The following is a 24282-nucleotide window of genomic DNA, read 5'->3' as shown; positions in this document are numbered from 1 at the left end:
CCGCTGCCATCACCGTGCCGGGGCTCAGAAGCCGAACGGACGCGGCGCCGACGCCGGGCCCTGTTGCTGCTCCCGGGCCTTGGCGCGCCGCTCTTCGAGCGCCTTCTGGCGCTGTTCGAGGTCGCGCTGCTTGGCTTCGTATGCCTTCACGTTCTCCTCGCGCTGGCGGGCCTGTTCCGCGCCCTTCTGCTGCGCCTCGCGCATGCGGGCGTCGAAGTCGGACTGCTTCTGCTCGTAGGCCTGCGCGTTGGCGGCACGCTGCGGGGCCTCGGCCTGGCGCTGTGCATCGCGCAGCTGCTGTTCCTGCTGCTTCTTCTCGAACGCCTCGCGGCTGGACTGCTCGCTGGCGGCGCGCTGCGGCTGGCTGGCCTCGAACTCGGCGCGGCGCAGCGCCTGTTCGCGGTCGCGCTCGGCGGCGCGGTGGGCGCGCTCGGCCTCGCCTACTTCCAGCTCGCGCTTGCGCAGCACCTGCAGCTCCTCGCGCTGGATTTCCTTGGCGTTGTCGATGCAGCGGGTGACGAAGAACTTGCTGTAGCACTCGCGCTCGGCGGCGGCGAAACGGTAGTTGGTCCACGCTCGCGAATCGCCGATGGCCTTGCGCTCGGCGGCAAAGTCGCGCGCGGCAGCAGGTGCGGGCGCCGCTGCGGGCGCCGAAGCCTGCGCCTGTGCCGCGCGCAGCGGCAGCAGCGCGGCGCAGGCCGCCACGGCTACGGCAGCCAGGGCGCCGCGGCGGAACAAGGTGAATTCGGGCACGTTGGCGGTGGTTGGCATGGCCAGATGGGTGGCCGGGCGGGACTTGACGATCATGTCCGGATTCTAGCATCCGGGCCGCTCAGCGGCCTGCCTGCCGGCACCCGCGCACGTGCGCGCAACGCCTCCCGCAAGCGCCACGACGCCGCCCCGGTCGGCGGCCCGCGCGCTTGTGGCAAAATGCCCCGCTTTCGACTGACTGCGTCTTACGCTGCGTTCCACGATGTCCAACCTGCCCGCATCCGTCTCGCAAAAGATCGTCGCGCTCATCGCGGCCGAACTGTCCGTGCAGCCCCGCCAGGTGGCCGCGGCCGTGGCGCTGCTCGATGAAGGCGCGACCGTCCCCTTCATTGCCCGCTACCGCAAGGAAGTGACCGGCAACCTCGACGACACGCAGCTGCGCAACCTCGAAGAGCGCCTGCTGTACCTGCGCGACATGGAAGACCGCCGCGCCGCGATCCTGGCGTCGATCGAGGAGCAGGGCAAGCTCACGCCGGAGCTGCAGGCCGCGATCGAAGCCGCGCAGACCAAGCAGGCGCTGGAAGACCTCTACCTGCCCTACAAGCCCAAGCGCCGCACCCGCGCCCAGATCGCGCGCGAATGCGGGCTGGAGCCGCTGGCGCTGGCGCTGCTGGCCGATCCCACGCTCGACCCGCAGGCCGAGGCGGCGAAGTACGTCAACGGCAACCCCACCGCCGACGGCGGCGTGCCCGACGTCAAGGCGGCGCTGGACGGCGCGCGCGACATCCTGTCGGAGCAGTTCGGCGAAACCGCCGAACTGCTGGGCAAGCTGCGCGAGCACCTGTGGAACCACGGCGTGGTGGCCTCCACCGTGATGGAAGGCAAGGAAACCGCGGAAGAAGAGAAATTCCGCGACTACTACAACTACAGCGAGACCCTGCGCACGGTGCCGTCGCATCGCGCGCTGGCGCTGTTCCGCGGCCGCAATGCCGGCGTGCTGATGGTCAAGCTGGGGCTGGGCGAAGAGCAGGACGCGCTGGTGCCGCATCCGTGCGAAGGCATGATCGCGCGCCATGTCGGCATCCAGCAGCTTGGCCGCCCCGCTGACAAGTGGCTGGGCGACGTGTGCCGCTGGTGCTGGCGCGTCAAAGTGCAGCCGCACCTGGAGACCGAGCTGCTGACGCAGCTGCGCGAGACGGCCGAGAGCGAGGCCATCAAGGTATTCGGCCGCAACCTGCATGAGCTGCTGCTGGCGGCGCCGGCCGGTCCCAAGGCGGTGATGGGCATCGACCCGGGCATCCGCACCGGCTGCAAGGTGGCGGTGGTCGACAGCACCGGCAAGCTGCTCGAGACCGCCACCATCTATCCGCACGAGCCGCGCCGCGACTGGAACGGCTCGCTGGCCGTGCTGGCGCGCCTGGCAAGGCAGCATGGCGTGGCGCTGGTCTCGATCGGCAATGGCACCGCCAGCCGCGAGACCGACAAGCTGGTGCAGGACCTGATGAAGCAGATGCCCGAGCTCAAGCTGACCAAGATCGTGGTCAGCGAAGCCGGCGCCTCGGTCTACTCGGCGTCGGAGCTGGCCGCCAAGGAGTTTCCGGACCTGGACGTGTCGCTGCGCGGGGCGGTGTCGATCGCGCGCCGGCTGCAGGATCCGCTGGCCGAGCTGGTCAAGATCGATCCCAAGTCGATCGGCGTGGGCCAGTACCAGCACGACGTCAACCAGCGCGAACTGGCGCGCGCGCTCGACGCGGTGGTCGAGGACTGCGTCAACGCCGTCGGCGTCGACGTCAACACCGCGTCGGCACCGCTGCTGGCGCGCGTGTCGGGCCTGAATTCGGTGCTGGCGCGCAATATCGTCGAGTTCCGCGACGCCAACGGGGCCTTCCCCAACCGCAACGCGCTGAAGCAGGTGCCGCGCCTGGGCGACAAGACCTTCGAGCAGGCCGCGGGCTTCCTGCGCATCAACGACGGCGACAACCCGCTCGACCGCTCGTCGGTGCACCCGGAAGCGTATCCAGTGGTGCAACGCATCCTGGACCATGTCAAGAAGGGCCTGCGCGACGTGATGGGCAACCGCGAGGCGCTGCGCGGCCTGGCGCCGGAAAAGTTCACCGACGATGCGTTCGGCCTGCCCACCGTGCGCGACATCCTGTCCGAACTGGAAAAGCCGGGCCGCGATCCGCGCCCCGAATTCAAGACCGCGACCTTCCAGGAAGGCGTCGAGGACGTCAAGGACCTGCAGCCGGGCATGGTGCTCGAAGGCGTGGTCACCAACGTGGCCGCGTTCGGCGCGTTTGTCGATATCGGCGTGCACCAGGACGGCCTGGTCCATATCTCCGCGCTGTCGAACAAGTTCGTCAAGGATGCGCACGAAGTGGTCAAGGCCGGCCAGATCGTCAAGGTCAAGGTGATGGAGGTCGACGTCAAGCGCAACCGCATCGGCCTGTCGATGCGGCTCGACGACGAGCCCGGCCAGGCGGCGGCGCGCGCGGGTGGTGGTGACCGCGGCGGCGACCGTGGCGGCCAGCGCAATGGCGGCGGCAAGGGCTTCGGCGGTGGCCGCCGCGAGCCGGAGCCGGCCGGCGCCATGGCCGCCGCCTTCGCCAAGCTCAAGCGCTGAGCGCGCCTGCTTCGGCCACAACGCCCCGCACGGGAAGCCGTGCGGGGCGTTGTCTTTTTCAGCCGCCGTGGACGATGCGCACGGCCAGGCCTTTGCCGGACCCGTCGTCGGCGTCGGCGCCGTTGGCAAACGCCATCTCCAGCCCGTGCAGTCGCGCCACCCGCCGCGCGATGGATATGCCCAGGCCGTGGCCCTGCTCGCGCTGCCCGGCGCCACGGAAGAAGCGGTCGCCCAGGCGCGCCAGCAGCTCCGGGGCGACGCCTGGGCCCCGGTCGCGCACGGTGATGCAGTCGGGCCGGAACTCGACCAGCACCAGCGCGCCCGGCGGGCTGTAGCGGATGGCGTTGTCGAGCAGGTTGCGCAGCAGCAGCGACAGCAGCGCGGGGTCGCCCGCGACGGGCAACGGCGACTGGCCTTGCGGCGGCCAGGCCAGTTCCACGTCGACCTGCTTGTGCTGCGCCAGCGCCAGGCAGTCGGACAGCGCCTGCTGTGCCACCGGCACCCAGTTGACCGGCTGGCGCGACGGCAGCCCGGCGGCGTCCTCGAGCCGGCTCAGCGTCAGCAGCTGCGACACCAGCCGGCCGATGCGGTCGATGCCGGCGGCGACATTGGCCCGCGCCAGCGCGCGTTCGTCGCGGTCGGGCGAGCGCTCGGCGATTTCCCACTGCGCCTTGAGCGCGGCCAGCGGCGTGCGCATCTCGTGCGCGGCATCGGCGGTCAGGCGCCGCTCATGCTCGATCGAATCGGAAACGCGCGCCAGCAGCCGGTTCATCGCACGCACCAGCGGCACCAGTTCGCCGGGCACGGCAGCGAGGCTGAGCGGACGGCGATCGTCCGCGGCGCGCGCCTCGATATCCGCGGACAGCGTGCGCACCGGCGCCATCGCGCGCCGCATAAAGCCGATCAGCAGGCCGATCAGCAGCGGCAGGCCCACCGCCCACGGCAGCACCTGCGCGGCGATGTAGGACAGGATCAGCTCATTGCGCTCGCCCAGCTGCTGGCCCACGCATACGCGCCAGCCGGTGTCGGGATCGTCGAGGTAATAGAGCCGCCAGCGCTGCCGCTCGAGCGTGACGTCGGTAAAGCCCTTGACGCCCTCGGCGCGCGGCAGCTTGTCGCCGTCGGGATCGATATGCAGCGGCTTGCCGTCGGGCAGCCACGCGGCGATGGCGAGGTCGCCCAGGCCGGCATCGCCCAAGTCGCCTTCATCCAGGCGCGGCACGCGCGCGCGCGACATGCCGGCGGTGATGTCCACCAGCGGCACCACCGACTGCATCTGCAGCGCCATGCGCACCATGTCGGTGTCATAAAGCTCGTTGATCTCGTGGCGGGCGCGCACATAGGTCATGCCCAGCGTCAACAGCCATACCACCGGCGCGGCCACCAGCACCGCCAGCACCAGCCTGCGCTGCAGCGTCATGCGCAGTCCTCGGCCGCGCCCAGCGTGTAGCCGGCGCCGCGGAAGGTGCGCACGATCTTCGGATGGATCTTGCGGCGCAGGTGGTGGATATGGACTTCGAGCGCATTGCTCTCGATGCCGCCCTGCCAGTCATAGAGCTTGTCACGCAGCACCTCGCGCGTCAGCAACCGGTTGGGATGCGCCAGCAGCAGCTCCAGCAGCATGGCCTCGCGGCTGGTCAGCTCGACCGGCTCGCCCTGCCAGTACGCCTGGCGCGCGGCCGGGTGGAAGGTCAGCCCCCCGTGCTGCCAAACCGGCGCCGACATCCCCGCCGCGCGGCGCGTGACCGCGCGCAGCCGCGCCGCGAGCTCGTCGAGCGCGACCGGCTTGACCAGGTAGTCGTCGGCACCGGCATCGAGCCCGCCGATGCGGCTGTCGACGGCATCGCGCGCCGTCAGCACGATCACCGGGATGCGGCTGCCGCGCCCGCGCCAGCGCGCCAGCAGCGTCATGCCGTCGTCGCCGGGCAGGCCCAGGTCGAGCACCACGGCATCGTAGTGGGCCAGCGCGAGGGCGTGGTCGGCATCGGTGCCGTTGCGGAACCAGTCGACCGCGTAGTCGAGCAACTGCAGGCCGCGGCGCAGCCCGTCGCCCAGCATCGGGTCGTCTTCAACGATAAGGAGTCTCATGCTCTGGAGTGGCCTGGAGGTATCACGGCAGCGAATGGGCAAAAAGCGCAGCGGCTTAATGTGCCATTAAGGTTGGCGAATTATGCTCGGCACACCTTTCAGGCGCCTGTCCGTACAACGCGGCGCGCCGCGCCGGCGTGGACATGCTCCGCTCGCGCCGGCCTGCCCTCGCCTGCCGCGCCCGATTTTCCGTCCATCCCAAGCCGCCCCGCATGCCGCACCGTCCCGATCGCCTTGCCGCCGAGCCCGGACTTATCGCCACCCGGGGTGCCACGCGCGTGGACGGCATGCCGGCGCTGGCACCGGCGCTGGTGGTGCTGGCCTTTGCGCTGCTGTGGTTCGGCACGCTCGGCATGCGCCACCTGCTCGGCCCTGACGAAGGCCGCTATGCCGAGATTGCGCGCGAGATGCTGAGCAGCGGCGACTGGGTCACGATCCGCTACGACGGCCTGAAGTACTTCGAGAAACCGCCGTTCCACATGTGGATGACGGCGGGGTCGTACGCGCTGTTCGGCATCGGCGACTGGCAGGCGCGGCTGTGCGTGGCGCTTTCCGGGGCCGTGGGGATGGCGGTGTCGATGCTGGCGGCCGCACGCTGGTTCGGCGCGCGCGCCGGGCTGATGGCGGGCCTGGTGCTGGCCGGCGCGCCGATGTGGAATATCGCGGCGCATTTCAACACGCTCGACATGACGTTGTCGGGTGCCATGGCATGCGTACTGGCCAGCCTGCTGCTGGCGGAGCACCCGTCGGCGACGCCGGCCGCGCGCCGCGGCTGGATGCTGGCGTGCTGGGCGGCCATGGGCGTGGCGGTGCTGACCAAGGGGCTGGTCGGCGTGGCGCTGCCCGGGCTGGTGCTGGTGCTCTACACCGCCGTGACGCGCGACCTGGCCCTGTGGCGGCGGCTGCATGCGCCGGCGGGGATCGCGCTGATGCTGCTGGTGGTGCTGCCGTGGTACGGGCTGGTGGCGCGGCGCAACCCGGAATTCCTGCGCTTCTTCTTTATCCATGAGCACTGGCAGCGCTATACCTCGACCGTGCACGCGCGCACGGGCGCGCCGTGGTACTTCGTGCCGCTGCTGGCCGGCGGCTTCCTGCCATGGCTGGGCCTGCTGCCGGGCATGGTGCGCGCGGTCACGCGGCGCGCCGGCGTGGCGCCCGCAGCCGGCCTCAACGCGCCGTTCCAGCCCGCGCTGATGGCGGCCGTGTGGGCGCTGGCCATCTTTGTGTTCTTCAGCCTGTCGGGTTCGAAGCTGCCGGGCTACATCGTACCGATGTTCCCGGCGCTCGGCATCCTCGGCGGCGTGGCGCTGGCGCACGCCGGCGAGCGTACGTGGACCTGGCAAGTGCGTGCCATGCTGGGACTCGGCGTCATCGGCTTGCTGGCGAGCCCGGTGGTGGCCACCCTCGATGCCAACAACACGCCCAATGCGCTGTACCGCCACTACGCGATCTGGGCCGGCCTGGCTTGCGCGCTGGTGATGGCCAGTGCCGCCGCGGCCTTGTGGCTGCTTCGGCGCCACGGCCGCATGGCCAGTGTCACGGGCTATGCGTTCGGCATGCTGCTGGCATTTTCCACCGCGCTGCTCGGCCACGAAGCGATCGGCCGGTCCGCCTCCGGCATCGACCTGGTCGCGCCGATCGAGCGCGTGCTTCGACCGGGCATGCCGCTGTACGGCGTCGGCATGCTCGACCACACGCTGCCGTTCTACCTGCGCCATCCGCTGACCATGGTGGCGCAGGCCGACGAGCTGGCCTTCGGCGCCGCGCAGGAGCCGCTCAAATGGCTGCCCACCGTCGATGCCTTCGTCGACGCCTGGCAGCATGGCCCGCGCGCCGTCGCGCTGCTGTCGTCGCAAGCGTTTGCCGAGCTGAGCGCGCGCGTGCCGATGCATGTCATCGCGCGCGACTGGCGCCGCGTCGCGGTGTCCAACTTTGCCTTCGCCGGCGAGCGCCAGGCGCGCCGGCCTGCTTCCGATTCCCCTGCCACCCTTTAACGCATGCAAGTCAAGAAAGTACTGATTCTCGGCGTCAACGGCTTCATCGGCCACCACCTGACGCGCCGCATCCTCGAAACCACGCCGTGGGAGGTCTACGGCATGGACATGAACACGGACCGCCTGGGCGACCTCGTCGACCACCCGCGCATGCACTTCTTCGAGGGCGACATCACCATCAATCGCGAGTGGATCGAGTACAACATCCGCAAGTGCGATGTGGTGCTGCCGCTGGTCGCCATTGCCACCCCCGCCACCTACGTGCGCCAGCCGCTGCGCGTGTTCGAGCTGGACTTCGAGGCCAACCTTCCGATCGTGCGGGCGGCGGTCAAGTACCGCAAGCACCTGGTGTTCCCGTCGACCTCCGAGGTCTACGGCATGTGCGGCGACGAGGAATTCGACCCCGACGCCTCGCCGCTGGTCTACGGCCCGATCAACAAGCCGCGCTGGATCTACGCCTGCTCCAAGCAGTTGATGGACCGCGTGCTCCACGCCTATGGCATGGAGCAGGGGCTCAACTACACGCTGTTCCGCCCCTTCAACTGGATCGGCGCGGGGCTGGATTCGATCTTCGAATCGAAGGAAGGCTCGTCGCGGGTGGTGACGCAGTTCCTGGGCCATATCGTGCGCGGCGAACCGATCAGGCTGGTCGACGGCGGCGCGCAGCAACGCGCCTTCGCCGACATCGCCGACGGCATCAGCGCGCTGATGCGCATCATCGAGAATCCCGGCGGCGTGGCCAGCGGCAAGATCTACAACATCGGCAATCCGGACAATATCCACTCGGTGCGCGAGCTCGCCGAGATGATGCTGAAGATGGCCGCCGACTACCCGGAATACGCGCAGGAGGCGCAGCACACGCAGATCGTCGAGACCTCGTCGGGCGACTTCTACGGCAAGGGCTACCAGGACGTGCAGCACCGCGTGCCGAAGATCGACAACACCATCGAGGAGCTGGGGTGGGAGCCGAGGATAGGGATGGAGGCGTCGCTGCGACGGATCTTCGAGGCGTACCGCGGGCACGTGAGCGATGCCCGCGTACTGGTCAACCAGGGCTGAGCCCGCGGCAAGTGCAAAGCAAGACGGCGGGGCCATGGCACCGCCGTCTTGCATCGGGCACGCTTAGCCCACCGAGACCTCGATCCGGCGCGGCCGCGCTTCGTCGCGGCGCGGGATGGTCAGCTTCAGCACGCCATCCTGCAGGTTGGCCTCGATCCCCGACGCGTCGAGGTCGGGGCTGAGCGTAAAGGTGCGCGCATAGCGCGGCTGCCGTACCTCGGCATGCTGCACGCGCAGGCCGGCCGGCATCGGCAGCACCGCCTCACCTTCGATGCGCAGGCTGCTGTCGTGCACGTTGACCTCGAGCTTCTCGCGCGGCACCCCCGGCAGGTCCGCCCACAGCGTGACGCCTGCGGCGGTCTCGAAGATGTCGACGGCGGGGATCAGCGTCATGGCGGGGGCCTCGTCGCGGCGCTGCGCCACGGCACCGCCCTGCCCGGCCGCATCGGCCTGGTCGCGCTGGACGACTTGATTCGAATCAGTCATGGCTACCTCCTCACATTAGCTGACGGTGATGGCACGCGGGCGCGAGGCCTCGCGCTTGCCGACGCTGATCGACAGGCAGCCGTTGGCGTAGCGTGCCTGCACCTTGTCGGGATCAGCCGCCTGCGGCAGCTCGATCACACGGCGGAAGCTGCCGGAAAAACGCTCCTGCGCATAGGGGCGCGCCTCGGCATCGCCTTCGGGCTGCACCGCGGCGCGCTCGCCGCTGATGGTCAGCAGGCCCTTGTCGACCGATACGTCGAACTGTTCCGCCTTCAGCCCCGGGGCAAACACCACGATCTCGATGGAGTCGTCGGTGGTGCCGATATTGAGCGGCGGAAACGCACCGAAACGCCCGGAGCGCAGGCTGGACGGAAAGCCGCCGAACAGGCTCGCCATCTGCCGTTGCATCCGGTCGAATTCACTGAACAGATCAGTCCCGAAAATGAAGTCACTCATGGTTGGATCCTCCTTCTGTGCAGCGGGGAGGCGCACGGACGCCTTGTATCCCGGCCGCCGGTGCGCCGGCTGGCGGGGAAGCCACAGCGCGTTGCTGCAGCGGCTGGGCAATCCTTAATTAGTGTCCGGGCCGGAGGATTTCAAGAGGGGTTGGTGCAGGCTGCCCGGCGCCTCAGGCACCGGCGCGATCGAAGCCGGCCTTGCGCGCCAGCACGATGGCCTGCCCGCGGTTTTCCACTTCCAGCTTGGCGAAAATACTGGTGATATGGTTGCGCACGGTCTTCTCGCACAGGTCCAGGTGGGCAGCGATCTGGGCGTTGTCGCGCCCCTGCGCGATCAGCTCGACGATATCGCGCTCGCGGCGCGTAAGCGTCGGGAACGCGGTGAACGCAGGGGAGCTCGCCGGCTGCGCCGACGGCAGGAATGCGCGCACCTCGTCGAGCCAGCGGCGCCACGCCGGCTCGTCCTCCAGCAGCAGGTGGTTGCCGCTTTCCAGCGGCACGAAGCGCGCGCCGGGAATCTCGCTGGCGATCAGGCGGCCCTCGTCGAACGGCACGCGCGCATCGCGCACCGCGTGCAGCACCAGCGTCGGGCACGACACGCGCGGCAGCAGCGCCACCACGTCGATGTCATTGAACACGCGCATGAAGCGCGCGGCATTCAGCGGCGAGGTCGACACCCGCTCCAGTTCGTTGAACCAGGCATGCTGCTCGGCGGTGCCGCCGGGAATGAACTGGGTGGTGAAGAACTGGCGGAAGGCCGGGTTCTCCTGGCCCCAGCCGAGCTCGGCCAGCTTGTTCATCAGCTCGGCCTCTTCCAGCAGGCGCTGGCTCAGGTGGTCGCGCTTCAGGCGCCCGCGCGCGTAGCCGCCGTGCAGCACTAGGTGGCTGACCCGCTGCGGGTGCGCGACCGCGTAGGCCACGGCGATCGATGCGCCCTGCGAGATACCCAGCAGCGGAAAATGGTCCACGCCGGTGGCGTCGACGATGGTTTCGAGATCGCGCAGCCAGGCATCGAAGGACAGGTCCGCGATGTCGCGGTCGGACAGGCCGCAGCCGCGCTCGTCATAGCGGATCAGCGTATGCGTGTCGGACAGCGCCGTGATCATGTGGCTCCACACCGGGCTGCCGACGTCGAACTCGAGATGGCTCATCCAGTTGGCCGCCTTGACCAGCGGCGCGCCACTGCCGGTGACGGCATAGGCCAGCCGCACGCCATCGCGGCTGGTGCACAGGCGGATCTGCTGCTTGAACATCGGCATGTCGGGGCCGCGCGGGCAGGAGCTGCCGGCCGGCGGCCGCTGGCCGCGGCCGCCATGCGGGCGCGCCGCGTGACTTCCCTAGCTTAGGCAAAGGACGGGCGGCGCAAAAGCGCCGCCGCGGGTTCAGGACAGGCATTCCCCGCTGCCGCGCGCATCGCTGCGTGCGCCGTCGACATAGGGATCGCGTGTGCCGGCGCGCGCGCCCTCGGTGAAGACGTCGAAGCGGCCCATGCGTGCGCCATCCGTATAAGGGTCCGGCTTGCGCTTTCCGTCCTGGCTCGCGTCGAAGCCGCGCACCCGGCACACGGAAAGGTTGCCGCGCGCCACCACGGGCAGCAGCGCGGTCACTGCGCCCGGACTGTGCGCGCCCTCGGCAAACGCATCGCGCTGGGCGGCGTGGCGCGGCATGGCAGCGGCCAGCGCTTCGCCATAGGCACCGGCGCGGGCCGGCTGGCTCAGGCCGGCGGCGAGTGCGGCAGCGGCAACGAGGGTGTGGGCAAGATTCCTGTGCATTGCAATCTCCAACTGCGGTGGCCGGCGGCAGGGTCTGCCCCGGCAGGTCCGTCATTCAGGCGATCGAAGACGAAACGGCGCGGCTGCACGGGATCGCCCGTGCCGTGCAAGCCATGGCCTGGCGCCGGCCGGCTGCCATCCCATCAGGGCAGCGGCGTGGCGCCGGACTCCGGGTTTCCGGGGGGTACTGGGGCAGTCTGGAGGCCGCCGTGCCGATGAGGGAACTGCCGCAAGGCGCGGGGCTGAGACAAGCTGAGGGACGCATTGTCGGACGCGGGCCGGCCGGCCGCATGAGGCCACGGTCCCGGTTCGGGCTGCCAGGGCGGGCGCTTTCCGGGACCTGTGCCCCGCCGCCGGGGCGGTGGTGCGAAAGAGCGGCCAGAGCGCGGCCAAAAGAAAAGCCCCCGGGGCACCTGGCGGTGCAGGCACGGGGGCTGGCGGAGCGGGCGGCGGGCGCGGCCCGCGCGCGCTCAGATCTCGACCTTGGTGCCCAGTTCGACGACCCGGTTGGTCGGGATCTGGAAGAAGTCCGACGGCTTGGCGCCGTTCTGGTGCATCCACGCGAACAGGCTTTCGCGCCACATCGGCATGCCCGGCAGCTTGGACGGGATCACCGATTCGCGGGCGATGAAGAACGAGGTCTCCATCAGCTCGAAATGCATGTCCAGCTTGCGGTCGGCCAGGTCCAGCACCTTCTGCACGTCCGGCGTTTCCTTGAAGCCGTACTCGGACTTCAGGATGAACACGCCACCTCCCAGGTCCTTGCAGCTCAGGCGTTGGTCGTCATCCACGTACGGGACGTCGCGCGTGATGAAGTTCAGGAACACCACGCGCTCATGCAGCACGCGGTTGTGCTTGAGGTTGTGCAGCAGCGAGACCGGCACCGAGTCGGTGTTGCCGGTCAGGAACACCGCGGTGCCCTCGACCCGGTGCGGCGGGTGCGCCAGCAGGCCGGCGATGAAGGGCTCGAGCGGGATGCCGTCTTCCAGGCTGCGCGCGCGCAGCAGCTTGCGCCCGCTGTACCACGTCATCAGCAGGAAGAAGGCGCTGCTGCCCAGCAGCAGCGGGAACCAGCCGCCCTCGGCGACCTTGAGCAGGTTGGCCGCGAAGAACGACAGGTCCACCACCAGGAAGGCCGCGCCCAGCACTGCGACCAGCGCCGGGTTCCATTTCCAGACGTTGCGCATGCACACCGTCGCCAGGATGGTGGTGATGACCATGGTGGTGGTCACCGCGATGCCATAGGCCGCCGCCAGGTTCTCGGACTTCTTGAACGAGATCACCACGCCGAACACCAGCGCCAGCAGCATCCAGTTGACCACCGGCAGGTAGATCTGGCCGATCTCGGCCGCCGAGGTATAGCGCACCCGCATGCGCGGCAGGAAGCCCAGCTGGATCGCCTGGCTGGTCAGCGAGTACGCGCCCGAGATGACCGCCTGCGAGGCGATCACGGTGGCGCAGGTGGCCAGCAGCACCATCGGGATCAGCAGCAGCTCCGGCACCATCAGGTAGAACGGGTTCTCGGCGCCGGCCGGGTTGTTCAGCAGCATCGCGCCCTGGCCGAAGTAGTTCAGCATCAGGCACGGCATCACCAGGATGAACCAGCCGATGCGGATCGGACGCGCGCCGAAGTGCCCCATGTCGACGTACAGGGCCTCGGCGCCGGTCAGCACCAGGAACACCGAGCCGAGCACGATGAACGCCTGCAGCGAGTGCTCGACAAGGAAGGTGATGCCGTAGTAGGGATTCACAGCCTTCAGGATTTCCGGCGCCTGCACCAGGTTGTAGATGCCCAGTGCGCCCAGCGCCAGGAACCACGCCAACATGACCGGCCCGAACAGCTTGCCCACCGCCGCGGTGCCGTGGCGCTGGATCAGAAACAGCGCCGCGAGGATCGCCAGCGTGATCGGTATCACGAATTGCGACAGCTGCGGCGCGGCGATCTCCAGCCCCTCCACCGCAGAGAGCACCGAGATCGCCGGCGTGATCACCGCATCGCCGTAAAACATGCAGGCGCCGAAGATGCCCAGCATCATCAGCACTTTCGCCTTGCCGGAGCGCGGCGCCACGGTGCGCAGCACCAGCGCCATCAACGCCAGCACGCCGCCCTCGCCGTCGTTGTCGGCCCGCATCACGAACACCACGTACTTGATCGAGACCACGATGATCATGGCCCAGAACAGCATGGAGATCACGCCCAGCACGGCATCAGGGCTGAAGGCGATGCCGTGCTCCTTGCTGAAGCATTCCTTGAGGGCGTAGAGCGGGCTGGTGCCGATGTCGCCGAAGACGACGCCTACCGCGCCGAGCACCAGCGCGCGCGTGCTGGGGCTCTCGACAAAATAGTGGCTGGTTGTGGATTGGGTCATGAAGTTGGGTCTGCCCGACCGGAGCGCCGGCAGGTTTGTTGGCTCTGCCGCGGACCGGTCCGATTCGGCGCAACAGCTTGCTGCGCCCGGGGCCGGTGCTGGCTGCGGTTCTTATTGCATTGCACAAACGGGCGCAATTCTAGTGGAACTGTCGACTATCGACCACTGCGGCAAAAGGGGATGCCGCTTTCGTGACTTCGCAAGAATGGGAGGGAAGTGGCGGATGGTCAAGCCCTGCCGAAGCAAAACAGCGACACCTTGCGCCCGCAAGTGCCGTTGCGGCAGGGCAACAATAGTGCCCTATAGGACACTTCAACCAGATCAGACGCCGAGGTAGCGGTCCAGCGCTTCCGGCTTGCCGGCGAGGTCCGAGGCGGGTCCGGACAGCACCACCCGGCCCTTTTCCAGCACCACGGCACGGTCGGCGTGCGCCAGCACCGAACGGAAGTTGCGGTCGACCACCACCGACGCGATGCCGGTGGCCCGTACCGTGGCGATGACGGCCCAGATCTCGCGCACGATGCGCGGCGCCAGCCCCTCGGTGGCCTCGTCCAGCACCAGGCAATCGGGGTTGGTCATCAGCGCGCGGCCGATCGACAGCATCTGCTGCTCGCCGCCGGACAGCTGCTGGCCGCCATGGGACAGGCGTTCCTTCAGGCGCGGGAACAGGTCGAGCACGCGCGCCTCGTCCCAGTCGCTGCGGCCATGGCAGCCCTTGCGCGCGGCCATCAGCAGGTTCTCGCGCACCGACAGGCTGGGAAAGATGCCACGCCCCTCCGGCACGTAGGCTACGCCGAGGCGCGCCACCTCGAACGGCTGCGCGCGCGAGACGTCGCGGCCGGCCACCAGGATGCGGCCCTGGCGCTGGCGCACGTGGCCCAGCAGCGTGCGCAACAGCGTGCTCTTGCCCATGCCGTTGCGCCCCAGCAGCCCGACCGTCTCGCCCGCGCCGACGGTGAAGTCGATGTCGCGCAGCACATGGCTGGAGCCATACCAGGCGTTGATGCCGGTGGCCTCGATCATCGGCGTCGGCTGTGCCGCAGCGGTGTTGGGCAGGTTCATGCGGCCTCGTCCTCTTCCTCGCCCAGGTAGGCGACCTGGACTTCGTGGTTGGTGCGGATCGCCTCGGGGCTGCCGGTGGCGATCACGGCGCCGTTGACCATCACGGTGATGCGGTCGGCGACCGAGAACACCGCGTCCATGTCGTGCTCCACCAGCAGGATGGCATGGCCTTCGCGCAGGCCGCGCAGCAGCGCCAGCATCCGCGCCGACTCTTCCGCGCCCATGCCCGCCAGCGGCTCGTCCAGCAGCAGCGCGACCGGCTGCGTGGCCAGGCACATCGCCACCTCGAGCTGGCGCTTCTGCCCGTGCGCGAGGTCGCTGGCGCGCCGGTCCGCCAGGTGCTCCAGCCCGGCGCGCTCCATGGCCTCGTCGGCCAGCGTCGCGGCGGTGCGGCAGCCCTGGGCGCTTTCCCACAGCCGCCAGGCGCGCTGCGCGCGCGATTGCGCCGCCAGCCGGCAGTTCTCGCGCACCGTCAGCGGCAGGAAGATGTTGTTGCGCTGGTAGCTGCGTCCTACTCCATGGCGCGCCAGCCGCGGCTGCGACCAGCCGGTCACGTCCTCGCCCTTCAGGCGCAGGCGGCCGGACGACGCCGGCAATTCGCCGGACAGCATATTGATCAGGGTCGACTTGCCCGCGCCGTTGGTGCCGATCACGGCGTGGATCTCATGCAGCGCCAGCGTCAGGTCGACCCCGGCCACGGCGGTCAGGCCGCCGAAGCGGCGGGTCAGCTGCTGCGCCTCGAGGATGGGGGTGGCGGGCGCGTTCATGCGGCCTCCGTATGGCTGCGCGGCTCGGCGGCGGCTTCGTCGGTGCCGGAGCCGGCATCGCCATTGCGGCGGCGCCGGCGTCCGTGCCGCAGCACCGACGGCAGGCTCACCAGCCCGCGCGGCAGCAGCGCTACCGCGACAATGATGAAGCCGCCCATCAGCAACTGCCAGTGCTTGGTCAGCGTACTGAACCACTCGGCCAGCAGCACGAACGAGAACGCACCCAGCACCGCGCCGGCCAGGCTACCGACGCCGCCCAGGATCACCATCAGCATGGCGTTGCCCGACTGGTGCCACGACGCGATCTCCGGATTGACGAAGCCGAACTGGATCGCATAGAGAAACCCGGCCAGCCCCGCCAGCAGCCCGCCCGCGACAAAGGCGCCAAGCTGGTAGCGGTAAGTGGCATAGCCGGCCGCGCGCATGCGCTGCTCGTTGTGGCGGATGCCGACCAGCGCGTGGCCGAAGCGTGAGCGCAGCACCAGCATCAGCACCGCAACGGTCGCCACCAGCCCGAGCCACACCAGCCAGTAGAAGTGCATCGGGTCGTTCACCGTCAGCAGGTGCTCGCCGGGCACGGGGAATTCCGGCCGGAAGTAGATATAGGTGCCGTCGCTGCCGCCCGCGACCTTGGTGTCGTGGAACACGAAATACACCATCTGCGCGAACGCCAGCGTCACCATGATGAAATACACGCCGCGCGTGCGCAGCACCAGCGCACCCACCACCAGCGCCAGCGCGGCCGATGCCGCCAGCGCGCCGGCCAGCAGCACCCAGCCGTTGCCGGGTCCGCTCTGCGGCGCCAGCATGGCGGTGGCATAGGCGGCCATGGCGAAGTAGGCGGCGTGGCCCAGGCTGACCAGCCCGGTGTAGCCGATCAGCAGCTGCAGCGACAGCGCGAAGATCGCCATGATCATCACCTTGCTGACCAGCTCGATATAGAACTTGTGGCTGTCCGCGGTCAGCAGCAGCGGCAGCCCGGCCAGCACGGCAAAGGCCACCACCCAGCCCAACGCGGTGGCCAGCGTGGCGTTGCGCGCAGCGTGCCGGCGCGCCGGCAATGTCGTCGGATTCATGTCATCCCGCCTTGAACAGCCCCTGCGGCTTCCACAGCAGGATCACCGCCATCAGCAGGTAGATCAGCACGCCGGCTGCCTCCTGCCAGAACACCTTGCCGAAGGTATCGACAAAGCCCAGCAACAGCGACGCCACCAGTGCGCCCTTGACCGAGCCAATGCCGCCGATCACCACCACCACGAAACAGACGATCAGCACCTGCGCGCCCATGCCCGGATAGACCGACGACACCGGCGCGGCAATCATGCCGGCCAGCACCGCCAGCGCCACGCCGAGCGCAAACACGAAGCGGTACAGCAGCGTGATATTGATGCCGAGCGACTGCACCATCTCGCGATTGGTCGCGCCGGCGCGGATCATCATGCCCAGGCGCGTGCGGCGGATCACGTAGTACATCGCCAGCGCCACCACCAGGCACACGGCGGAGATAAACAGGCGGTACACCGGATAGGTCATGTCGTTGCCGATCGGCAGCGCGCCATCGAGCAGCGCCGGCACCTGCACGCCGTGCACGTCATCGCCGACCAGGATGCTGCGCAGCTCCTCGAACACCAGGATCAGGCCGTAGGTCATCAGCACCTGCTGCAGGTGGTCGCGCTCGTACAGGTAACTGAAGAAGGCCCACTCCAGCACATAGCCGAACACCACCGCCAGCACGATGCCCAGCGGAATGGCGATGAACAGGTTGCCGGTCAGGCCGGCCAGCGTGAAGGCCAGGTAGGCGCCCAGCATGTAGAAGCTGCCGTGCGCCAGGTTGATCACGCCCATGATGCCGAAGATCAGCGTCAGGCCGCTGGCGACCAGGAACAGCAGCAGGCCGTACTGGACGCTGTTCAGGCACTGGATGAGGAAAGAGACGATGTCCATGCGGGGCAATACATCAAGGAACCGATAGCGCCACGCATGCTGGTGGCAAGCTCCCCTCTCCCGCGCGCGGGAGAGGGGAGAAAACACGCGGGTGTTAAAGCGCTTACAGCCGGCAGCCGCGCGCCGGATCGGCCAGCGCCTTCACCGCCACGGAACTGACTTTGTTCTCGCGCCCGTCGACCTTGCGCAGGTAGAAGTCCTGCACCGGGTTGTGCGCCTTGGACAGCGTGAAGGTGCCTCGCGGGCTGTCGATCCTTGCGCCGCCCATGGCCTTGTACAGGTCGGCCTTGCGCGTCATGTCGCCCTTCACGGCGGTCGCGCCGGCCGCCAGCAGCTGCGCGGCATCGTAGCCCTGCACCGCGTACACGTCAGGCTGCAGCTTGTAGGTCTTGGCGTAGTCCAGGCGGAAGTTCTTGTCGCGCGGGTTGCTCAGCCCGTCAGCGTAATGAAGCGTGGTTTCCAGCCCCTGCGCGGCGTTGCCCTGCGCCTCGAGCGTGCCGTCGGTCAGGAAGCCCGAGCCATACAGCGGGATCTTGTCCTTCAGCCCGGCCGCGGCCCAGTCCTTGACGAACTTGACCGCGCCGCCGCCGGCAAAGAACACGAACACGGCATCGGGCTTGAGCGACGCCACTTCAGTGATCAACGCCTGGAACTCGACATTGGGGAACGGCAGGCTCAGCTCCTTCACCACCTTGCCGCCCTTGGCCTCGAATGCCTCCTTGAAGCCCTTGACCGACTGCTCGCCGGCGGCATATTTCCAGGTCAGCGTCACCACCTTCTTCAGGCCGCGCTCGCCCAGCACCTGGCCCATCGCATAGCCCGGCTGCCAGTTCGAGAACGAGGTGCGGAAGATGTTGGGCCCGCACAGCGGCCCAGTGGCCTCGTCGACGCCGGCGTTGGGAATGATCAGCAGCGTGTTGTTTTCCTTGGCCACCTTGACGATGCCCATCTGCACGCCGGAATGCACCGTGCCGACCACCACGTCGACCTGGTCGCGCTTGACCAGCTTGGTGGCATTCTCCGGCGCCTTGGCCGGATCGGACTCGTCGTCGACCTTGAAGTACTCGATCTCGCGCCCGCCCAGCTTGCCGCCCTGCTGCTGCACGTACATGCGGAAGCCGTTCTCGATGGCGTTGCCCAGCGCGGCGTAGGTGCCGGTGTACGGCAGCATGAAGCCGACCTTGATCTTGCCGCCGGCGGGGGCGCCGGCCGCGGGCGCCGCGGTCTGCGCGGAAGCGCCGGCCATGGCAAAGACGGTGGCGACGGCAAGGCAGGCAGGCGCAAGCCTGCGCGATGGGAAGCGACGCATGGTGTCTCCTGGTGGTCAAGCCGGTTGGCTCGCTGGACCGTTGCCGGTCACCCCTGCCCTTGCCACGGGCCGCGGCGCACCTGGCACCGGGAACCCCTGCGCAATCGGCGGGAAGCCGAATTATTTTAGGTTTGAAGTATATGCGTTTATATGCCGAACCGCGGCCAGCGTCAACGGATCTTTTTGGTCGCGATGGGGCGAATGTCCGCATCGCGCGAGTTTAAGCAAGGTGGTCTGGGGGGCATATCGATGGATACCCTCGATCTGTGCCATGGTGCCGTACTCGTCGTCCTCGCCCTGCACCGCCAGCACCGGGCACTGGATGCCCGACAGCAGCGGCCGCAGGTCCCAGCCGCGGAATTCCGGGTCGAGCCAGATATCGTTCCAGCCCCAGAACGCGGAATCGACATCCGCGTGGTGGCGCGCCAGCCGCTCGTGCAGGTCGGTCTCCAGGTAGGCCTGGCGCGTCGCCGCGATGCTGCGCACCGACAGGTCTTCGACCACGATATGCGGCGCCAGCACGGTGATGCCCGCCACTGCCCGTGGAAAGCTGGCGGCGTGGATCAGTGCGATCGAACCGCCGTCGCTGTGGCCAAGCAGCCAGGGCGTGCCGTGCGCGCGGCCGGGTCCGATCTCCAGGGCATCGAACAGCGCGGGCAGCGCCTCGCGTGCCTGCCGGTGCATGAAATCGGGGCGCCACTTCTCGTCGTGCGGCCGCGGCGTGGAGCGACCGTAGCCATAGCGCGAAAACACCAGCCCGCGGTAATCGCCGGCTTCGCAGAAGTCCAGCGGAAAGTCGCGCCACATGCTGACCGAGCCGAGGCCCTCGTGCAGGAACACCACCAGCGGGCGCTGCGCGCGCTCCGGGCGCAGCCACTGGTACTCGATCTGGATACGGCGGTTGTCGAACGGAATCTCTACCAGGCTGCCGGGCATGGACACCTTGTCTGTTGCATCGGTTAAAACAGTTCAGCCGCGCCCGGCCTGCTCGCGCTGGCGCAGGCGGAAGCGCTGGATCTTGCCGGTCGCGGTCTTGGGCAGTTCCGGCACGCATTCGATCTGGCGCGGATACTTGTACGGCGCCAGGCGCGACTTGATAAACGCCTGCAGTTCCGCCGCCATGCCGTCGTGCCATTGCTGGCCGGGGCGCAGCACCACGAAGGCCTTGGGCTTGACCAGTTGGTCGGCATCGGTCACGCCGATCACCGCCGCTTCCAGCACAGCCGGATGCTGTGCCAGCGCGGCCTCGACCTCGAACGGCGAGACGTAGATGCCACCGACCTTGAGCATGTCGTCGCTGCGGCCGGCGTAGGTGTAGTAGCCGTCCGCATCGCATAGGTACTTGTCGCCGCTGCGGGTCCAGGCGCCGACAAAGGTTTCGCGGCTCTTGTCGCGGTTGCACCAGTACATCAGCGCAGCGCTCGGACCCTTGATGTAGAGCTCGCCGATCTCGCCCGCGGCGCAGGGCTGGCCCTGCTCGTCGAGCAGCCTGATTTCATAGCCGGGGACCGGCACGCCGGTGGTGCCGTAGCGCACCGCGCCCGGCCGGTTCGACAGAAAGATATGCAGCATCTCGGTGGAGCCGATGCCGTCGAGGATGTCGCAGCCGAAATGCGCCAGGAAGCGTTCGCCGATATCGCGCGGCAGCGCCTCGCCGGCCGAGGTGCACACGCGCAGCGCCACCTGCGCGCGCGGCGGCAGCTCGGGCGCGGCCAGCATGCCGGCGAACAGTGTCGGCACGCCGCAGAACACCGTCGGCTTGTGCTCGCACAGCCGTTTGAACACGGCCGCGGGCGTGGGGCGCTCGGCCATCAGCACGGTGGTGGCGCCGACCGACATCGGGAAGGTCAGCGCATTGCCCAGCCCGTAGGCAAAGAACAGCTTGGCGGCGGAGAACACCACGTCGTCCTCGCGGATGCCCAGCACCTGCCGCGCATAGAGATCGGCGGTATGGAACAGGTTGGCGTGGGTATGCACGGTCCCTTTGGGCCTGCCGGTGGAGCCGGACGAGTACAGCCAGAACGCCATGTCGTCGGGCCCCGTGCTGGCGGCCGGCGCGGGTGTGCGCGTGCGCGCCAGCATTGCGCCGACGCTGCACGACGGCGCGGCGCCGGCGTGCGGGGCAGCCTGGATCACCGTCGGCGACAACCCGCTCTTGTCGATCGCGGCCTGCATCACCGGCAGCAGCGGCTCGGACACCACCACCGCGCGCGCGCCGCTGTGTTCAAGCATGTAGGCGTAGTCGTCGGCGGTCAGCAGAGTGTTGACCGCCACCGGCACTACGCCTGCCAGCAGGCAGCCGAGGAACACGACCGGAAAATCAACCGTATCCAGCGCGCACAGCAACAAGCGCTCTTCCTGGCGCAAACCAGCCGCCCGCAGCGCGCCGGCAAAGCGGCGGGCCCGGTCGTCGAGTTCGGCATAGGTCAGCGCGGTGGTGTCGTCGCGATAAGCGGTCTTGGCCCCACGGCCTGCCGCGAGGTTGCGCGACAGCAGGTCCTCCGCCGCGTTATAGCGTGACGGCAGCGCCGCAATGGCACCAGCGGTGCCGGCCGCGGCCGCGGCAAGAGTGGGGGGCGTCATGTCTGCACTCCTCGGTGTCGCGCGCCGCGGCCCGCTAGGGTCCGGCGGGCGCGCGCCGGCGCCAGGCCAGTCGCGGTTATGGGGACCGGCCGGAATGCAGCCGGGATCCGCTTGTTGATGCATTTTATTTCACATCAACTATTATGCAACCAAGGGAATGCACTATAGGACAGCGTTTGCGGTCGCAGCCGCCTCCGGCACCACTTGGCACAACACGGCTGAACGTATAATGCGCCCCTGCTTTTGCCCGTGCCTTCTTTGGCCGCATCCAACCCGACCGACACCATGCGCCGCGATTCCGCACCGCTGCCCGCCCCCAGCGCCGCCGAGGCCGACACCCCGCCCGCCGCCAACGCCGAACGCGACCCCTACCTGACCCGGCTGGGCGAGCGCATCCGTTCGCTGCGCGCCTCGCGCGGCATGTCGCGCAAGGACCTGGCACGCGGCGCGGCCGTGTCCGAACGCTATCTGGCCAACCTCGAAACCGGCACCGGCAATGCGTCGGTGCTGCTGCTGCGGCAGGTGGCACGCGCGCTGGATGTGCCATTGCCGGTGGTGCTGGCCGAGGTGGACACCCTCAACGGCCAGCAGGCGTCCGAGTTCGCGCAGATGGTGCAGTGGCTGGCGCAACTGCCCGCCGGCGACCTCGCGCGCGTGCGCGAAGCCTGCCGCCATGCGCTGGCGCCGGAGCAGTCCGGCGATGCGCGCCACCGCCGCATCGCGCTGATCGGCCTGCGCGGCGCCGGCAAGTCGACGCTCGGGCGCGCGCTCGCGGCCGTGCGCGACGTGCCCTTCGTCGAACTGAATACCGTGATCGAGCAGGAAGCGGGCGCCAGCCTGTCCGAGATCCACTCGCTGTACGGCCAGGCCGCCTATCGCCGCTACGAAATGCGCGCGCTGGAACGGACCCTGCGCGAACACGACCGCATGGTGCTGGCCACCCCCGGCAGCCTGGTGTCGGAGCCGGCCACCTTCAACCTGCTGCTGGCGCAGTGCTACACCATCTGGGTCCGCACCTCGCCCGAAGAGCACATGGCGCGCGTGGTGGCCCAGGGCGACATGCGGCCGATGGAAGGCAACCGCGAGGCCATGGCCGACCTGCGCCGCATTCTCGAGGCGCGCGCGCCGCTGTATGACCGCGCCGACCTGTCGATCGACACCAGCGGCCAGGATGCCGCAACCTCGCTGCAGCAACTGCGCGCCCGGCTGGAGGCCGCGGGCGCCTGAGCTGCCCCGGCGCAGGCTGACAAAGACGTTGCGCCGCCTGTCTCCATGCACTATATTTCATCAAAAGCCGCAAGGCACGATAGTGCACTCAGGAGACAGCCATGTCCACGCCGGCCATCGCCCCGCAACCACCCGGCCACGCAGACGCGCCCGCGCCGGTCACGTTCGAGCGCCACCCCGACCAGTACCGCCACTGGAAGCTGAGCTTCAACGGCCCCATCGCCACGCTGGCGATGGATGTCGATGAGGAAGGCGGCCTGCGTCCGGGCTATGCGCTCAAGCTCAACTCCTACGACCTCGGTGTCGACATCGAACTGCACGACGCGCTGCAGCGCATTCGCTTCGAGCATCCCGAGGTGCGCACCGTGGTGCTCACCAGCGCACGCGAGCGCATCTTCTGCTCGGGCGCCAATATCTTCATGCTGGGGCAGTCGTCGCACGCATGGAAGGTCAACTTCTGCAAGTTCACCAACGAGACCCGCAATGCCATCGAGGACGCCAGCCGGCACTCGGGGCTGAAGTTCATCGCTGCCTGCAACGGCACAACCGCTGGCGGTGGCTATGAGCTCGCGTTGGCGTGCGACGAGATCGTGCTGGTCGATGACCGCTCGTCGGCGGTGAGCCTGCCCGAAGTGCCGCTGCTGGGAGTGCTGCCCGGCACCGGCGGCCTGACGCGCGTGACCGACAAGCGCCATGTGCGCCGCGACCACGCCGACATCTTCTGCACCACCACCGAAGGCGTGCGCGGCCAGCGCGCTAAAGACTGGAAGCTGGTCGACGAGGTGGTCAAGCCGGCGCGCTTCGCCGAATACGTGGCCGAGCGCGCCGCGGCGCTGGCGGCAAGCAGCGACCGTCCGCAAGGCCACCATGGCATCACGCTGACGCCGCTGTCGCGCAGCGTCGAGCCGGACGGCTATCGCTACGAGACCGTGCGCGTGCATGTCGATGCCGCCGCGCGCAAGGCCACGCTGACCGTGTTCGGCCCCGACAAGCACCAGCCCGCCGACCTGGCCGGCGTGGTCGCGGCGGGCGCGCAATGGTGGCCGCTGAAAATGGCGCGCGAACTCGACGACGCCATCCTCACGCTGCGCACCAACCATCTCGACATCGGCATCTGGGTGCTGAAGACCGATGGCGACCCGGCCGCGGTGATGGCGGCCGATGCCCTGCTGCAGGCGCACGCCGGCCACTGGTTCGTGCGCGAGACCCTGGGCATGCTGCGCCGCACGCTGGCGCGGCTGGACGTCTCGTCGCGCAGCCTGATCGCGCTGATCGAGCCCGATTCCTGCTTTGCCGGCACGCTGCTGGAACTGGCGCTGGCCGCCGACCGCAGCTACATGCTGCACCTGCCCGACGCGCCCGACGACGCGCCGCGCGTGTTTGTCTCGCCGCTCAATTTCGGCCACTACCCCATGCCCAACGGCCAGACCCGGCTGGCCGCGCGCTTTTACGGCGACGAGGCCGCGCTGGGCCCGGTACGCGACCACATCGGCGCGCCGCTGGATGCGCTCAGCGCCGATTCGCTCGGCCTGATCACCGCGGCGCCGGACGATATCGACTGGGAAGACGAGATCCGCATCGCGCTGGAAGAACGCGCCAGCCTGTCGCCGGATGCGCTGACCGGGATGGAAGCCAACCTGCGCTTCGGCGGCGCCGAGACCATGGAGACCCGCATCTTTGGCCGGCTCACCGCCTGGCAGAACTGGATCTTCCAGCGCCCCAATGCCGTCGGCGAGAACGGCGCGCTGAAGGTCTTCGGCAGCGGCAACAAGGCCCGCTTCGACTGGGACCGCGTCTAGCGCGCCCGCCAGAACACACAGGAGACCAGGA

The 24282-nt window shown here is 68.8% G+C and carries 20 protein-coding genes; 5 read left to right on the top strand and 15 right to left on the bottom strand.

Going from position 1 to position 24282, the window contains the following annotated elements; all coding sequences use genetic code 11:
* Positions 1–24: 24 nt before the first annotated feature.
* Positions 25–807: a hypothetical protein gene (locus ACEI37_RS17805; protein WP_373379999.1), complete on the bottom strand. Its 783-nt coding sequence runs from the start codon at positions 805–807 to the stop codon at positions 25–27.
* 166 nt (positions 808–973) lie between these two features.
* Here ACEI37_RS17805 and ACEI37_RS17800 point away from each other — a divergent pair, with 166 nt between their 5' ends.
* On the top strand, positions 974–3334 hold the full coding sequence (locus ACEI37_RS17800) for a Tex family protein (RefSeq protein WP_373379998.1): 2361 nt from the start codon (positions 974–976) through the stop codon (positions 3332–3334).
* A 58-nt stretch (positions 3335–3392) separates the two neighbouring features.
* On the opposite strand, the gene ACEI37_RS17795 is transcribed toward ACEI37_RS17800, so the two are convergent.
* Together ACEI37_RS17795 and ACEI37_RS17790 are read right to left on the bottom strand one after the other, a co-directional pair.
* Entirely contained in the window at positions 3393–4754 is a 1362-nt protein-coding gene (locus tag ACEI37_RS17795) for an ATP-binding protein (RefSeq protein WP_373379997.1), read from the bottom strand.
* Positions 4751–5422 (bottom strand): response regulator, encoded by a 672-nt coding sequence (locus ACEI37_RS17790; protein ID WP_373379996.1) that lies wholly within the window; start codon positions 5420–5422, stop codon positions 4751–4753. Before ACEI37_RS17790 ends, ACEI37_RS17795 begins: the two co-directional genes overlap by 4 nt.
* A 212-nt stretch (positions 5423–5634) precedes the next feature.
* Here ACEI37_RS17790 and ACEI37_RS17785 point away from each other — a divergent pair, with 212 nt between their 5' ends.
* Together ACEI37_RS17785 and ACEI37_RS17780 are read left to right on the top strand one after the other, a co-directional pair.
* Complete coding sequence (locus ACEI37_RS17785; protein ID WP_373379995.1) at positions 5635–7416, top strand: glycosyltransferase family 39 protein; 1782 nt, start codon at positions 5635–5637, stop codon at positions 7414–7416.
* Positions 7417–7419: 3 nt separating this feature from the next.
* The gene (locus tag ACEI37_RS17780; RefSeq protein ID WP_373379994.1) at positions 7420–8475 is read left to right on the top strand and encodes a bifunctional UDP-4-keto-pentose/UDP-xylose synthase; all 1056 of its coding nucleotides are present in this window, start codon (positions 7420–7422) and stop codon (positions 8473–8475) included.
* A gap of 63 nt (positions 8476–8538) precedes the next feature.
* Here ACEI37_RS17780 and ACEI37_RS17775 read toward each other — a convergent pair whose 3' ends face one another.
* The 12 genes from ACEI37_RS17775 to ACEI37_RS17720 form a co-directional block, all read right to left on the bottom strand.
* Positions 8539–8961 (bottom strand): Hsp20/alpha crystallin family protein, encoded by a 423-nt coding sequence (locus tag ACEI37_RS17775; protein WP_373379993.1) that lies wholly within the window; start codon positions 8959–8961, stop codon positions 8539–8541.
* Positions 8962–8976: 15 nt separating this feature from the next.
* Positions 8977–9417, bottom strand: coding sequence for an Hsp20/alpha crystallin family protein (locus ACEI37_RS17770; RefSeq protein ID WP_373379992.1), 441 nt, complete (start codon positions 9415–9417; stop codon positions 8977–8979).
* A 172-nt stretch (positions 9418–9589) separates the two neighbouring features.
* Positions 9590–10678, bottom strand: coding sequence for an alpha/beta fold hydrolase (locus tag ACEI37_RS17765; RefSeq protein WP_373379991.1), 1089 nt, complete (start codon positions 10676–10678; stop codon positions 9590–9592).
* Between the two features lie 123 nt (positions 10679–10801).
* A complete protein-coding gene (locus ACEI37_RS17760; protein ID WP_373379990.1) occupies positions 10802–11191 on the bottom strand; it encodes a hypothetical protein in 390 nt (129 codons plus the stop codon).
* A 470-nt stretch (positions 11192–11661) separates the two neighbouring features.
* Positions 11662–13560: a potassium transporter Kup gene (locus ACEI37_RS17755; protein ID WP_373379989.1), complete on the bottom strand. Its 1899-nt coding sequence runs from the start codon at positions 13558–13560 to the stop codon at positions 11662–11664.
* A gap of 321 nt (positions 13561–13881) precedes the next feature.
* Complete coding sequence (locus ACEI37_RS17750; protein WP_373379988.1) at positions 13882–14622, bottom strand: ABC transporter ATP-binding protein; 741 nt, start codon at positions 14620–14622, stop codon at positions 13882–13884.
* A complete protein-coding gene (locus tag ACEI37_RS17745; RefSeq protein WP_373379987.1) occupies positions 14619–15389 on the bottom strand; it encodes an ABC transporter ATP-binding protein in 771 nt (256 codons plus the stop codon). The genes ACEI37_RS17750 and ACEI37_RS17745 overlap by 4 nt, the downstream gene beginning before the upstream one ends.
* Positions 15386–16465 (bottom strand): branched-chain amino acid ABC transporter permease, encoded by a 1080-nt coding sequence (locus ACEI37_RS17740; protein ID WP_373379986.1) that lies wholly within the window; start codon positions 16463–16465, stop codon positions 15386–15388. The genes ACEI37_RS17745 and ACEI37_RS17740 overlap by 4 nt, the downstream gene beginning before the upstream one ends.
* A 1-nt stretch (position 16466) precedes the next feature.
* Positions 16467–17333 (bottom strand): branched-chain amino acid ABC transporter permease, encoded by an 867-nt coding sequence (locus ACEI37_RS17735; RefSeq protein WP_373379985.1) that lies wholly within the window; start codon positions 17331–17333, stop codon positions 16467–16469.
* 103 nt (positions 17334–17436) lie between these two features.
* Complete coding sequence (locus ACEI37_RS17730; protein ID WP_373379984.1) at positions 17437–18642, bottom strand: ABC transporter substrate-binding protein; 1206 nt, start codon at positions 18640–18642, stop codon at positions 17437–17439.
* Between the two features lie 120 nt (positions 18643–18762).
* Positions 18763–19578: an alpha/beta fold hydrolase gene (locus ACEI37_RS17725; RefSeq protein WP_373379983.1), complete on the bottom strand. Its 816-nt coding sequence runs from the start codon at positions 19576–19578 to the stop codon at positions 18763–18765.
* A gap of 33 nt (positions 19579–19611) precedes the next feature.
* The gene (locus tag ACEI37_RS17720) at positions 19612–21225 is read right to left on the bottom strand and encodes a benzoate-CoA ligase family protein (protein ID WP_373379982.1); all 1614 of its coding nucleotides are present in this window, start codon (positions 21223–21225) and stop codon (positions 19612–19614) included.
* A 285-nt stretch (positions 21226–21510) separates the two neighbouring features.
* Here ACEI37_RS17720 and ACEI37_RS17715 point away from each other — a divergent pair, with 285 nt between their 5' ends.
* Entirely contained in the window at positions 21511–22452 is a 942-nt protein-coding gene (locus ACEI37_RS17715) for a helix-turn-helix transcriptional regulator (RefSeq protein WP_373379981.1), read from the top strand.
* A gap of 101 nt (positions 22453–22553) precedes the next feature.
* On the top strand, positions 22554–24251 hold the full coding sequence (boxC, locus tag ACEI37_RS17710; protein ID WP_373379980.1) for a 2,3-epoxybenzoyl-CoA dihydrolase: 1698 nt from the start codon (positions 22554–22556) through the stop codon (positions 24249–24251).
* Positions 24252–24282: the final 31 nt, after the last annotated feature.

The sequence above is a fragment of the Cupriavidus nantongensis genome (assembly GCF_041726985.1).
In the GTDB taxonomy this organism is placed as follows: Bacteria; Pseudomonadota; Gammaproteobacteria; order Burkholderiales; family Burkholderiaceae; genus Cupriavidus; species Cupriavidus nantongensis_A.
Note: the sequence above shows the minus strand (reverse complement) of the source record. Positions and strands in the feature narration are given on the sequence as shown.

Coding starts and splice junctions, on each gene's coding strand:
- boxC (WP_373379980.1), top strand. CDS start 22,554: ATGTCCACGCCGGCCATCGCCCCGCAACCACCCGGCCACGCAGACGCG.
- ACEI37_RS17745 (WP_373379987.1), bottom strand. CDS start 15,389: ATGAACGCGCCCGCCACCCCCATCCTCGAGGCGCAGCAGCTGACCCGC.
- ACEI37_RS17750 (WP_373379988.1), bottom strand. CDS start 14,622: ATGAACCTGCCCAACACCGCTGCGGCACAGCCGACGCCGATGATCGAG.
- ACEI37_RS17790 (WP_373379996.1), bottom strand. CDS start 5,422: ATGAGACTCCTTATCGTTGAAGACGACCCGATGCTGGGCGACGGGCTG.
- ACEI37_RS17770 (WP_373379992.1), bottom strand. CDS start 9,417: ATGAGTGACTTCATTTTCGGGACTGATCTGTTCAGTGAATTCGACCGG.
- ACEI37_RS17715 (WP_373379981.1), top strand. CDS start 21,511: ATGCGCCGCGATTCCGCACCGCTGCCCGCCCCCAGCGCCGCCGAGGCC.
- ACEI37_RS17800 (WP_373379998.1), top strand. CDS start 974: ATGTCCAACCTGCCCGCATCCGTCTCGCAAAAGATCGTCGCGCTCATC.
- ACEI37_RS17720 (WP_373379982.1), bottom strand. CDS start 21,225: ATGACGCCCCCCACTCTTGCCGCGGCCGCGGCCGGCACCGCTGGTGCC.
- ACEI37_RS17755 (WP_373379989.1), bottom strand. CDS start 13,560: ATGACCCAATCCACAACCAGCCACTATTTTGTCGAGAGCCCCAGCACG.
- ACEI37_RS17795 (WP_373379997.1), bottom strand. CDS start 4,754: ATGACGCTGCAGCGCAGGCTGGTGCTGGCGGTGCTGGTGGCCGCGCCG.
- ACEI37_RS17730 (WP_373379984.1), bottom strand. CDS start 18,642: ATGCGTCGCTTCCCATCGCGCAGGCTTGCGCCTGCCTGCCTTGCCGTC.
- ACEI37_RS17725 (WP_373379983.1), bottom strand. CDS start 19,578: ATGCCCGGCAGCCTGGTAGAGATTCCGTTCGACAACCGCCGTATCCAG.
- ACEI37_RS17775 (WP_373379993.1), bottom strand. CDS start 8,961: ATGACTGATTCGAATCAAGTCGTCCAGCGCGACCAGGCCGATGCGGCC.
- ACEI37_RS17760 (WP_373379990.1), bottom strand. CDS start 11,191: ATGCACAGGAATCTTGCCCACACCCTCGTTGCCGCTGCCGCACTCGCC.
- ACEI37_RS17785 (WP_373379995.1), top strand. CDS start 5,635: ATGCCGCACCGTCCCGATCGCCTTGCCGCCGAGCCCGGACTTATCGCC.
- ACEI37_RS17735 (WP_373379985.1), bottom strand. CDS start 17,333: ATGGACATCGTCTCTTTCCTCATCCAGTGCCTGAACAGCGTCCAGTAC.
- ACEI37_RS17805 (WP_373379999.1), bottom strand. CDS start 807: ATGATCGTCAAGTCCCGCCCGGCCACCCATCTGGCCATGCCAACCACC.
- ACEI37_RS17780 (WP_373379994.1), top strand. CDS start 7,420: ATGCAAGTCAAGAAAGTACTGATTCTCGGCGTCAACGGCTTCATCGGC.
- ACEI37_RS17740 (WP_373379986.1), bottom strand. CDS start 16,465: ATGAATCCGACGACATTGCCGGCGCGCCGGCACGCTGCGCGCAACGCC.
- ACEI37_RS17765 (WP_373379991.1), bottom strand. CDS start 10,678: ATGCCGATGTTCAAGCAGCAGATCCGCCTGTGCACCAGCCGCGATGGC.